10 protein-coding genes, 1 tRNA gene and 2 pseudogenes are annotated in these 11,246 nt (G+C 70.3%); 3 read left to right on the top strand and 10 right to left on the bottom strand.

The annotated features are described in order from the left end of the window. Positions 1–9: 9 nt before the first annotated feature. Positions 10–83: transfer RNA gene (locus IG08_RS0133785), tRNA-Pro, on the bottom strand. Positions 84–202: 119 nt separating this feature from the next. Continuing rightward, a pseudogene (locus tag IG08_RS61685) lies at positions 203–740 on the bottom strand (MFS transporter); the annotation flags it as partial. On the opposite strand from IG08_RS61685, the pseudogene IG08_RS54665 reads away from it, so the two are divergent. Further along, positions 736–864: pseudogene (locus IG08_RS54665) on the top strand (TetR/AcrR family transcriptional regulator); the annotation flags it as partial. The pseudogenes IG08_RS61685 and IG08_RS54665 sit on opposite strands and share 5 nt — an antisense overlap. Before the next feature lie 47 nt (positions 865–911). Continuing rightward, positions 912–1,853 carry an alpha/beta hydrolase fold domain-containing protein gene (locus tag IG08_RS0133775; RefSeq protein WP_030611454.1) on the top strand — a complete coding sequence of 314 codons (942 nt, stop codon included), beginning with the start codon at positions 912–914 and terminating at the stop codon, positions 1,851–1,853. 94 nt (positions 1,854–1,947) lie between these two features. Here the strand turns inward: IG08_RS0133775 and IG08_RS0133770 are convergent, their stop codons facing one another. From IG08_RS0133770 to IG08_RS0133750, 5 genes are all read right to left on the bottom strand, one after another. Beyond that, on the bottom strand, positions 1,948–3,000 hold the full coding sequence (locus IG08_RS0133770; protein ID WP_030611450.1) for an Ldh family oxidoreductase: 1,053 nt from the start codon (positions 2,998–3,000) through the stop codon (positions 1,948–1,950). A 14-nt stretch (positions 3,001–3,014) separates the two neighbouring features. Continuing rightward, on the bottom strand, positions 3,015–4,727 hold the full coding sequence (locus IG08_RS0133765; protein ID WP_030611447.1) for a thiamine pyrophosphate-dependent enzyme: 1,713 nt from the start codon (positions 4,725–4,727) through the stop codon (positions 3,015–3,017). A 13-nt stretch (positions 4,728–4,740) separates the two neighbouring features. Further along, the gene (locus IG08_RS0133760) at positions 4,741–5,601 is read right to left on the bottom strand and encodes an amidohydrolase family protein (RefSeq protein WP_030611444.1); all 861 of its coding nucleotides are present in this window, start codon (positions 5,599–5,601) and stop codon (positions 4,741–4,743) included. A 133-nt stretch (positions 5,602–5,734) separates the two neighbouring features. Beyond that, positions 5,735–6,955 (bottom strand): L-2-hydroxyglutarate oxidase, encoded by a 1,221-nt coding sequence (gene lhgO, locus IG08_RS0133755; protein WP_030611442.1) that lies wholly within the window; start codon positions 6,953–6,955, stop codon positions 5,735–5,737. After that, positions 6,948–8,408, bottom strand: a complete 1,461-nt coding sequence (locus tag IG08_RS0133750) for an aldehyde dehydrogenase family protein (protein WP_030611440.1) — start codon at positions 8,406–8,408, stop codon at positions 6,948–6,950. Before IG08_RS0133750 ends, lhgO begins: the two co-directional genes overlap by 8 nt. A 185-nt stretch (positions 8,409–8,593) precedes the next feature. Here IG08_RS0133750 and IG08_RS0133745 point away from each other — a divergent pair, with 185 nt between their 5' ends. Further along, on the top strand, positions 8,594–8,881 hold the full coding sequence (locus IG08_RS0133745; RefSeq protein WP_030611438.1) for a putative quinol monooxygenase: 288 nt from the start codon (positions 8,594–8,596) through the stop codon (positions 8,879–8,881). A 107-nt stretch (positions 8,882–8,988) separates the two neighbouring features. On the opposite strand, the gene IG08_RS0133740 is transcribed toward IG08_RS0133745, so the two are convergent. Genes IG08_RS0133740 through IG08_RS0133730 form a run of 3 tightly spaced genes read right to left on the bottom strand, consistent with a single transcriptional unit; the run spans position 8,989 to position 11,238 of the window. After that, a complete protein-coding gene (locus IG08_RS0133740) occupies positions 8,989–9,975 on the bottom strand; it encodes a uroporphyrinogen decarboxylase/cobalamine-independent methonine synthase family protein (RefSeq protein ID WP_030611436.1) in 987 nt (328 codons plus the stop codon). Positions 9,976–9,979: 4 nt separating this feature from the next. Beyond that, a complete protein-coding gene (locus IG08_RS0133735; RefSeq protein WP_030611434.1) occupies positions 9,980–10,456 on the bottom strand; it encodes a GlcG/HbpS family heme-binding protein in 477 nt (158 codons plus the stop codon). After that, a complete protein-coding gene (locus IG08_RS0133730) occupies positions 10,453–11,238 on the bottom strand; it encodes an alpha/beta fold hydrolase (RefSeq protein ID WP_030611432.1) in 786 nt (261 codons plus the stop codon). The genes IG08_RS0133735 and IG08_RS0133730 overlap by 4 nt, the downstream gene beginning before the upstream one ends. Positions 11,239–11,246 lie beyond the last annotated feature (8 nt).

The following is an 11,246-nucleotide window of genomic DNA, read 5'->3' as shown; positions in this document are numbered from 1 at the left end:
TTCACACCGTCGGGACGACAGGATTTGAACCTGCGACCCCTTGACCCCCAGTCAAGTGCGCTACCAAGCTGCGCCACGTCCCGGCCGCGCCTCCCACGGGACGCCCCGTGCGAACGCGCAGGTAAACCCTACCGCACGCGCGCGGCCGGTCCGACTGGCGGGGCGTCAGCCCCGGGTGGCGGGGGCGCTCACCGGTGGCGAGGGGCGCGGCCGACAGCCGGGCGACCCGTCGCACCGGTACGAGCAACGCCGCCGGCGCCACCGCCAGGCACAGCACCGCGAGCAGGGCGAAGGCGTACGGCAGGCCCGAGGGCTGCAACCGGCCGGTGACCAGGACGACGCTGGTGACGGCGGCGGCGATGGAGCCGCCAATGGTGCGGATGTTGGCATTCATGCCGGTCGCGACGCCGGTCTGGTCGGCCGGGACGCTGCCCACGATCAGGTTGGCCATGGAGGCGAAGGCGAACCCGATGCCGAGGCCGAACAGGCCCGCGACGAGGGCGACTTGCCACTGCTCGGCGTGCCGGAGTGCAAGGAAACCCACAGCATCGGCAGCATCAGGAGCCCGGAGGCCGTCACACTCGCGCCGAAGCCGTACCCGGCCGACGAGGGCATCTGCACGAAGCCCGGCAGGAAGAACCAGAGCGCGTACATGCCGCGCCGAAAGGAAGCGCCGCGGTGTTGGTCGTCCACACCGCAGGCAGCCGCATGACGCGCAGGTCGATCAGCGGAGTGCGCGAGGACATGGAGTTTGCCGACCTGCTCCGCAGGGCCATGTGCATCACCGCGACCACCTTCGACGACGACACCCAGCGCGACCGGGTGCTGTCGATCGCCCTGGACGGCGTCCGCGCCAAACACTGAGAGCTACGATCTAGAACTTCTTGCCTGACTCAAGTAAGTTCGGTTGCATGTCCCTCCTGGCCCGGCCCGCGGTGGCCACCTTCGCCGCCAAGACGATGCAACGCGCCACCCTGCTCGCGGAGAACCGCTCCGGCGGGCGCGGCTCCGCGGCGGCCCATCACGCTCGCTTCCCCGAATTCCCGCGCACCGTCCGGGAGTTGACCATCCCGACGTCGATCGCCCCGGCCCGCGCGACGGTGTACCTGCCCGCCGCCGGAGAGCCGGCCCCGCCGGTGCACGTCAACTTCCACGGCGGCGGGTACGTCATGGCGGTCACGGAGATCGACGACCCGCTGTGCCGCTTCCTCGCCGCCGAGGCGGGGGTGGTGGTGATCAACGTGGACTATGTCGTGGCCCCGCAGCACCCGTTCCCGGCCCCGCCCAAGCAGGCGTACGAGATCGTCCGCTGGGTCGCCGAGCATGGCGGCGAGCACGGCTGGGACGGCACTCGGCTGACCGTGGGCGGGCAGAGCGCCGGCGGCGGGCTCGCGGCGGCGGTGGCACGCCAGGCCCTGGAGGAGGACGGCCCCGCGATCGCGCTCCAGGTCCTGCACTATCCCCCGCTGGACCTGGCGACCGACGCCAGGAACAAGCGGGCCAAGACCGCGAAGCCGATGCTCCGGCCCTGGATGGCCGACATCTTCGACACGTCGTACGTCCCGGACCCACGGCTGCGCTCCGACCGGCTGGTCTCGCCCGCCCACCCCTCCGACACGGCGGATCTGACGGGCATCGCCCCGGCCTACGTCGTCACGGCCGAGAACGACCTGCTCCGGGCGGAGGGCGAGAGCTACGCCGACCGGCTGCGGAAGACGGGGTCCCTGGTCGGGCACCACGAGGTGGCCGGGGCCGACCACGGATACGACGGCACGGACGACGAGAAGGCGCGGGAGACTTACGCCCTGATCGCACGCCACGTGCGGCAGGCCACGGAGCCTCGGGACGCCTGAGAGCTCGAGGCCTGCCGCCGGATCGCGAGTGCGGGTGGTGGGGGCTGGTCGCGCCCGCGCGGCGGAGCCGCATATCGATACAGCCCCGCGCCCCTTAGGTGGGGAGCGCTACCCCCAGCTCCAAGGCTCGCTCGGTCAGGTCGCGCCAGACCTTCGGTGCCACCGGGATTCCCTTTTCGGCCCGTTCGACGGCCACTGCGGCGCTGCGCTCGCCGGGATAGAAGACACCCTCGGCGCCGTCGGCCACCGGCAGGCCCTTGAGCGTGCTCAGCGTGGAGTCGACGCCGGCGGTGAAGGCCTCGGTGCCGCCGAACGCGGCCGGGTCGACGGCGATGAGCAGCGCGTTCTGACGGTGCTTGCGCCCCTTCGGGTCGTCCGAGTGGAAGGCCGCGAAGATCGGCGCGCCGACGAGCACGCTGGTGAGCAGTTCGAAGGCGAGCGACATGCCGGAGCCCTTGGCGCCGCCCAGCGGCAGCGGCATGACCGCCATCGCAGGGTCGGTGGTGGGGGTGCCGTCCTCGGTGGCGGCCGCGCCCTCGGGCAGCGGGGTGCCGCTCGCCTTGGCCTGGCGGATCTTGCCGAGCGCGATGGTGGCGGTGGCCATGTCCAGGAGCAGCGGCGGGTGGTTGTCGGCCGGTACGGCGATGGCGAGCGGGCTGGTGGCGACTGCCGCGCCCTGCACGCCCGTGTAGCCCATGTTGGGCATCCCGGCGACGAAGCCGAGGCCGACCAGGCCCCGTTCGGCGATCTTCGAGACGTAGTAGCCGATGGCACCGGTGTGGACGGTGCCCCGCACGCCGACGGAGGCGATGCCGGTGCTCTTCGCCCTGTTCACGGCCTCGTCGGCGGCGGCGGACAGCGCCACCGGGCCGGGCGCACGGTCGGCGTCCAGGACGGCGGCGGCCGCTGTGGTCGACTCGATCCTCATCTCGGCGTCGGCATTGGCCACGCCCTTGGCGAGCAGCTCCAGGTAGGCGGGGACGCGGGCGATGCCGTGGGAGTCGACTCCGCGCAGTGCGGCCCAGACGAACACGTCGGCGGTGGTGCGGGCGTGCTCGGGGCTCAGGCCGCCCTTCTCCAGGAGGGCGGCGGAGAAGGTGCGCAGGTCGTCTGCGGGCACCAGGACCTTGGAAGGTGCGTTGGTCATGGGTGTCTCCTGGGTCAGCGGGTGACGAGGACGTCGACGACGGCGGTGGTGCCCTCGGACACGGCCTTGAGGGCGCGCTCCAGGGCGGGCGCGAGCGCGTCCGGTGCGTCGACGGTCTCGGTGTGCATGCCGAACGGCTCGGCGAACTGCGCGAGTCGGGGCAGCCGGTGCAGATCGGTACCGAGCCACTCCCCCGTCTCGGCGGCCGCGCCCTCGGGGTAGAAACGGCGGTGGTTCATGTTCATCGACTTGTAGACGCGATTGTTGAACACCACGATCAGCAGCGGGAGTTCGTACGTCTTCGAGGCGTCGTACGACTGGATGACCGGGTTGTAGGCGAACGCGCCGTCGCCGATCGTGAGCACCACCGGCCGCTCCTGGGCGGCGAGTTTGACGCCGAGCGCGACCGCGATGCCCTGGCCGAGGCCGCCTTGCACGTAGAAGTACGAGTCGGGGGCGTCGGTCTGGACGTGCCGCTTCACCACGCGGCTGTGCGTGATGGTCTCGTCTACGACGATGCCGTCCCTGCCGTCGAGCAGCTTGCGCAGGGTGGCGGCGAGCAGCACGGGGTCGATGCCCTCGGCATGAGAGGAGGCCTTCGCCTCGGCATCGGCGATGGTCGCCTGTTCGGCGGCGTGCCGCTCCTCCTGTGCGGTGCGTCGTAGAGCGACCGCGGTCTCGTCGAGATCCTTCGCCCGCTTGGCCAGCTGGCGCAGGGTGTTGGCGACGTTGCCCTCCAAGTACCGGTCCGCGAACAGGACTTGGTAGACGACGTGCGGGCGCTGCGGGACCTCGTCGATGACGACGATCTGTGCCTTGGAGGGGCGGCGCGACGGCGGGTAGAACGGGGCGCGGCAGTTGACCAGGAGGATCAGGTCCGCCTCGTCCATCCAAGGGCCGATGTCGCTGCCGGCGTGCAGCGGGTGGGTGCGCGGGAAGTTGCCGCAGACGGCCGAGTCGGGCTCGACGACGGGGATGTTCCAGGCCTCGGCGAAGGCAAGCAGGGCTTCGAAACCGCCCGCCTCACGACCGGCCGTCTCCGTCACGATCACGGGGTTGGTGGCCTCGCGGATCATCTGGGCGACCGGGTCGACTTCTTCCGGAGAGCTGTGCGTGGAGCCGGGCGGGACGATGGGCTTGGCCTCGCGGCCGTCCCAGTCCTCCAGGAGGATCTCCAGTGGGATGTTCAGGTACGCCGGTCCCGCCGGGGCCCGCCAGGACAGCTCCGCCGCCCGCGCGATCATCGTGGGCAGGGTGTGCACACTGGCGGCCTCATTGGACCACTTGGTGAATGGCTGAGCCACTCCGTGCGGGCCGCCCACGATGGACAGGTTGCGATACCACTGGCCGCCCGGGTCCTGGCCGGGACCGTCGCCGTACGTGGTCGACTCCGAGGAGCTGACCACCATCGGGACGCCCGCGAGCAGCGCCCCGTGCACGGCCATCGAGCCCTGCAGCAGTCCGGGGGCCGCGTGCAGCAGTACGCCCTGCGGCCGGCGCCTGACCAGGCCGTAGCCGGTGGCCATGCCGACGGCGACGGTCTCGTGCGTCAGGTCCAGGTACTCGGGGCAGGGCAGCCCGTCCCGGTGGCGCCGGGCCAGCGACTCCCACACCGGGGCCCACTCGGACCCCGACGAGCAGAAGAGGTAGTCGGCGCCGACGGCGTTGAAGGCGGTGACGAGAGCCTCGCCGCCGTCGGCGCCCGGGGAGTTGGTGATGTCGGTCATCTCTCGTGCTTCCTCAGCCCTCGATCGGCCAGTTCAGGACCTCGGAGATACCGCGGCCCATGATCCATTCAAGCTCCTCGGGCGTGAAGTCCCAGTGCTTGGTGAACTGCTCGATCGTGTCGGTGTAGGTGATGCCGTGACCCAGGAGACGGGTGATGTCGGTGCCGTAGAAGCAGCGCTGCGGGCCCATCTTGTCGACCATCTCGCGCACGTACTTCTGGATGTTGTTGTTGGGGAAGGGCTGCGTCGAGTAGCCCGGCAGCGCCGAGACCTTGACGTAGATGTTGGGGTGGACGGCCAGGTCGGCGGTCTCCTGGACCCAGTAGCCGATCGCGTCGTCGACGCAGCGGGCCATGATGCCCATGTGATCGATGATGATCTTCAGCTCGGGGTGCTTGGCGGCGATCTCGCCGAGCTCACGCTTCCAGATCGGGGCGTGGACCATGGTCGGGACGCGCAGCTCCTCGGCGATCGGCCAGTACCAGTCGTTGGTGCCGTCGATCATCCAGTTGCGGTCGATCGGCCGGTGGAAGGTGAGCCGGGTGCCCTTCACGTGCGGGTTCTGGGCGAAGTCCTTCAGCATCGCCTTGCCCTCTTCGGGCTTGTTCTGCGGAATGCGGGCCATGATGCCGAAGCGGTCCGGGTGCGCCTCACAGGCTTCCAGGGCGTAGTCGATGCGGTCGCCCTCCCAGGACGGCGGCAGGATCAGCGCCCGGTTGACGCCGGCCTCGTCCATCAGCTCCAGCGCCTCCTCGTAGGAGAAGGGGTCCTCGCGGTGGCCGTTGAGGCGGATGCGCTCCCGCGCGCCGGGGACCCAGGGGCGGTCCGCGGACTCTTCCAGCCAGATGTGGATCTGCGTGTCGACAACGAACATCGTTGGGCTCTTTCTCTTCGAAGGAGGGGGGTGAGGTGGTGTGGGTGGAACGCTAGGCGCGGTGCGAGACCTTGCGGAGCCCCTGGGAGCGCAAGCACTTGTTGCGCGGAACTGCCCCATGAGCAGGGCATTCTCAGCTTGCGGAAGCGTCGCCGAAGACGTTGCCGAATACGGCACCGACGATGTGCTCGGCGATCGCCATGGAAGCCGTGGCGGCCGGCGAGGGGGCGTTGCGGACGGCGGTGATCCGGCCCACCTGATGGATGCGGAAGTCGTCCACGAGGGTGCCGTCGCGGTCCAGGGCCTGGGCGCGGACGCCTGCACCGCCGCGCACCACGTCGGAGGCGCCGACGCCCGGGACGTAGAGCCCCGCGTCCTTCATGAAGGCGGCCATGGAGAAGGAGCCGCGATACTCCCTGATTCCGGTACGCCAGTGCTGGGCGGCCATCTTCCAGGTGCCGGGGTAGGCGGCGAGACCCAGGAGGTCCTTCGGTGAGACCTTCGCGCGTGTATAGCCCTCCCTGGCCAGGGCCAGGACCGCGTTGGGGCCGACCTCCACCGAGCCGTCGACACGCGGGGTGAAGTGCACGCCGAGGAAGGGGTAACGCGGGTCCGGCACCGGGTAGATCAGGCCGCGGACCAGGCCGGTCTTCTCGGGCCTGAGCAGCATGTACTCGCCCCGGAACGGGATGATCCGCGGCTCCTGCTTGTCCTGGGCCAGCTTCGCCACGGCGTCCGACTGCAGGCCCGCGCAGAGGATCAGCCGGTCCACCCGGACGCGTTCCTGTCCCGAGGCCACCTCGATGCCGCCGGGCACATTGGTGATGCCCGTGACCGGAAAGCCGAGTTTCACCTCGCCGCCGGAGTCGACGACGTCCTTGGCGAAGGCGCGGGCGATCGCCGGGTAGTCGGTGATCGCGGTGCGCGGGGAGTGCAGGGCCGCGACGCCGCCGGCGTTCGGCTCCAGCTCGCGGATCTCCTCCTTGGAGATCTTCCTCAGGTCGGGCACGTGGTTGTTCTTGGCCCGCTCGTAGAGGTTGTTCATCCGGCCGAGCTCGTCCTCACGGACGGCCACGACCAGTTTGCCGATCTCCTTGTACGGCAGCTCGCGGTCCTGGCAGTACTCGCGCAGCAGGGACACTCCGCGGACCGTCAGGTCGGCCTTCAGGCTGCCGGGGGTGTAGTAGATGCCGGCGTGGACGACGCCCGAGTTGTGGCCGGTCTGGTGAAGCGAGACCTCCCGCTCCTTCTCGAGGACCACGACCCGGGTGCCGGGGCGGCTCAGGGCGATCTCGCGGGCCGTGGCCAGCCCCACGATGCCGGCGCCGACGATGCCGATGGTCTCGTCAGCCACGCGCCGGCTCCCCGAGATTGATCGCGACCGTCTTGACGCGGGTGGAGAAGCGCAGGACCTCGTCGCCCTGCTCCTTGTAGGCCGTGCCGGAGTCGCGGAAGCCGCCGAAGGGCAGGTGGACGTCCCAGCCGGTGGTCGTGGTGTTGACCGCGACCTGCCCGCACTCGGCCTCGTCGGCGAAGCGGTAGGCGCTCGCCAGGTCGCGGGTGAAGACGGCGGCGGCGAGGCCGAAGTCGGAGTCGTTGACCGCCTCGACGGCCGCGTCGAAGTCGGCGACCGCGCGGACGGCGAGGACCGGGCCGAAGACCTCCTCGCGCCAGATCGCCGTCTCGGGCGTGACGTCGGCGAGCACGGTCGGCTGCACGAAGCAGCCGTGGGCCCGCTCGCCCTCGGTGTCCGCCCGGCCGCCGACGAGGACGGTGGCGCCCTGTGCGATCGCCTTGTCGACATCCGCGAGGACGCTGTCGCGCTGCTTCGGGCTGGACAGCGGGCACAGGGTGGTCACCGGGTCGCTGCCCGGGCCGACCTTCAGCGTCTCGACCTCGGCGACCAGCAGGCGGGCGAACTCCTCGTACACCGGCTGCTCGACGATGACGCGGCTGGTGGCGGTGCAGCGCTGGCCCGCCTGGCCGAAGGAGGCGGCGACGACGGCCTTCGCGGCGGCGGGCAGGTCGGCGTCGCGCAGGACCACGGAGGCGTTCTTGCCGCCGAGTTCGCCCTGGAAGCGGACGTTGCGGTCGGCGAGGCGGCGGCGGATGCGGTTGCCGACGGAGTTGGAGCCGGTGAAGGTGATGCCGACGATCCGCGGGTCGTCGAGGAGGGCCTCCTCGATCTCCGCCGTACGGCCCGTTACGACGTTCAGGACACCGGCCGGCAGACCCGCGTCGTGCAGGGCGCGGGCGAAGTGCAGGCCCGACAGCGGGGTTTCGGTGGCCGGCTTGAACACGGCCGCGTTGCCGGCCGCGAGCAGCGGGGCGAGCTTGCGGGCCGGGGTGATCAGCGGGTCGTTCCACGGGCTGATCACCAGGATCACACCGATGGGCTCGCGCTGGGTGTGGGTGCGGTGGTTCGGGCGTACGTCGTGCAGGAGGGTGCCGTAGCCCTGGCGGGCGAGACCGGCGTAGTACTCCAGGAAGTCGGCGGCCTTGAGGGTCTCGCCGGTCGCCTCGGCGAGGGTCTTGCCGTTCTCGGCGGTGACATCGGCGGCGATCCCCTCGACCCGCTCACGGATCAGCCGGGCCGCGTCGGTGAAGATCCGGGCCCGCTCGAAGGGGCTGGTGCGCTTCCAGGCGGCGAAGCCGCGCTCGGCGTGGTCGTAGGCGCGGGTGACGTCCTTGGCGGCGAGGGCGGGGATACGGGCGATCGGGGCGCGGACGTCGGCCGGGTCGTGCACGTCGATCCACTCTCCGGACGTCACCCACTCCCCGCCGGAGAGGGTTTCCACAGTTCGCATGTCGGGTCACTTCCTTCGTCGGCCACGGTGCGGAATGTGACAACACACCACGTCGGGGCGGTGCCACCAGCCCCGTGGCAGCAGGCATTGGTTGCGCCGCGCGCGGGTGGGCGCGAGCCTGATCCGTGCTGGAATCAGCAGGCCGGAGGCCTGAACGAGGTCGGAAGCGCTGAGGAGATACAGACATGTCCTACGCCGTCGTCGCCCACTACCGCTGCGAGCCCGCCGACGAGGGGACCGTGCGTGCCGCGCTGCTGAAGGCCCGGGAGGGCACCCGTGCGGAGCCGGCCAACCTGATGTACGAGGTGCACGGGGTGGCTGACCAGCCGGGCGGTTTCCTGCTCTACGAGCGGTACGTCGATCGGGACGGATTCGAGGCGCACAAAGTTGCCGATCACTTCAAGGAGTTGATCGTCGGGACGGTGTGGCCGTTGTTGGTCGAGCGCTCCGTGTCTTTTGCCGAGGTTCTGTAGCGTCTGCCGGGCTTGTGTTCCTTTTTGGGGCGCGGGTTGTGTGTGGCTGGTCGCGCACACGCGGCGGTAGCCGCATATCGATACAGCCCCGCGCCCCTGGCGGGGTTTTAGAACTCGTTGCCCCAGACGTACCGGGCGACTGTCTCTACCAGTACGAGCTTCTTGCGCTGTTCCTCTGCGGTCAGCAGCGGGCGGCTCGCCACGTCGGCGAAGCCCCGGGACGGTGACAAGGCCGCGTCCTCCAGGTCCTTGATCTCGCCCACCGCGTCGATCCTGGCCAGGAGCGTGTCGATGTCCTCCAGTTCGGGCACGGTCGCGTCGACGACGCCCAGGCAGACGTCCCGGTCCTCCGGAAGCGCCCTGACCAGGTCGAGCTCGGCCTCGGTGCCCTGGTGGAACGGCAGGATCCAGCGATCCGCCGCGACCTCGGCGTACAGACGCTCGACCGCCGCCCGGTCCACCACGGCGGGAGCCGCCCAGCCGGGGCAGACGCCGATACGGACGCCCTCGGGGCGCTCGTCGAGCCGTACCGCCAGGGCGTCGACCGCCAGGGCGTCCTCGAAGGACAGCACACCCGAGTCGGTACCCAACTGGCCCAGCAGAAGCGGGTTGTTGAGCTGGACCAGGCGTACCCCCTTCGACACCAGCAGCTCGATCTCCGCCTGGATGATCTCCGCGAGGGCCTCGCCCAACTCGCGGGCGGAGGAGACACCGAGGCCGGGCCGGAAGGTGGTGGCCGCGAGGTATGCCGGGGAGGGCAGGGACGCCTTCGGGGCGATCGCCGTCACATCGGTGAGCTTGGCGGCCCAGTCGGCGAGCAGCGGGCCGGTGGTCTTCGGGAGGGACTCGGCGACCCAGGTCACCAGGCCGTCGGAATCGACCTCGTCCGTACGCCGGAAGCCTGACACCCCGTCAAGAACCGTGCTGCGGAAGTCCTCCCGCGGAAAGTCGCCGTCCGTGACGACCGTGGAACGCAGCTTGCGCTGGAAGATCACCGCGTCCTCGACCGCCTGCTGCACGCCGATCGTGGCGAGGTCGGAGGGCCGGACCAGGCTGCCGTGGTGGTCGATGCGGTAGTTGAAGGTATCCGCCATTGGGTCACGCGTCCTTTCCGGACGAGGCCGGCTTGCCCGCGACGCCCCAGGCGGCGAACTCCAGCTCGTAGCCGAGGGATTGGAGGACCTCCTCGGCGATCTGCTGGTCCTCGTCCGCCGTGCCGCCGGCGACGCCGAGGCCGCCGATGATCTCGCCGTCCTTCTTGATGGTGACGCTGCCCTCGGTGGCCATGATCGGCATGGCGGCGCCCGGGAGTTGGGAGAGCTGGGAGAAGAAGACGGGCTGGCTCTCCTGCCACTTCTTCAGCATCTTGCCGGGGCGCTGCATGATCGCCGCGGTGTAGGCCTTGGCGCGGGCGATGTCCGGGGTCAGCGGGCGGGCCCCGTCCGAGCGGCGGATGGCGATCGGGAAACCGCCCGCGTCCACCACGGCCACACTCACCGCCTTCCCGATCGCCTGGGCGCGCTTGTGGGCGGCGTCGATGATCTCCTCGGCGGCGTCCAGGGTCAGGCTGCTCATACGGCTTCCTTCTGTGCGGTGAGGGTGCGGCGCAGGTGGGCGACGGCCGCGTTGTACTTCTGGGGCGTCTCCCAGTACATGGAGTGCGGGGCGCCCTCGACGACCTCCAGGTGCGAGCCGGGCAGCAGTTCGTGGGCGCGGGTCACGGTCTTCACGCTGAGCACCGCGTCCTTCTCGCCGGCCAGGAACGCGATCTTGACGCCCGAGTTCTGGATGTCCTCCAGGGAGGGCCCGTTGGTGTCGAGGTTGCGCAGGTCCTGCATCTTGGCGACGTTGAAGGTGCCCATCTGCTGGAACAGGAAGGTCAGATCGGCGCGGTCCTGCTGGAACTGCTTGGTCAACAGGCGGTCGATGACCGGCAGTTTGACTGCCTCGGCACGGTCGGCGGCGGCCAGCTCCTTCAGTTCCGGGTGGCTGATGCCGCCCAGGGAGTGGCCGAGGACGACCGAGCCGACGCGCTCGGGGCGCAGCAGGCCGGCGCGCAGGGCGGCGACGGAACCGATGGACTGGCCCACCAGCATCGCGTCGGTCAGGTCCTCCTGGTCGAGGACCGCGACGACGTCACCGGGGAAGTCCTGGCCGTCGAACTCGGGCATCGACGAGTCGGACTTGCCGAAGCCTCGGAGATCGATCGTGACGACCGTGAACTCGTCGCGCAGTGCGGCCACTTGCTGCCACCAGGCGGCGTGGTGGCCGCCGCTGCCGTGCACGAACAGGATCGCCGGGCCGCTGCCGTGGCGCTCGTAGTAGATGGAGGTGCCGTCGGAGTCGGCAATGGGCATGAGTGAAC

The organism is Streptomyces fulvoviolaceus (assembly GCF_000718165.1).
Classification (GTDB): domain Bacteria; phylum Actinomycetota; class Actinomycetes; order Streptomycetales; family Streptomycetaceae; genus Streptomyces; species Streptomyces fulvoviolaceus.
This window is presented reverse-complemented; position numbering and strand designations above follow the sequence as displayed.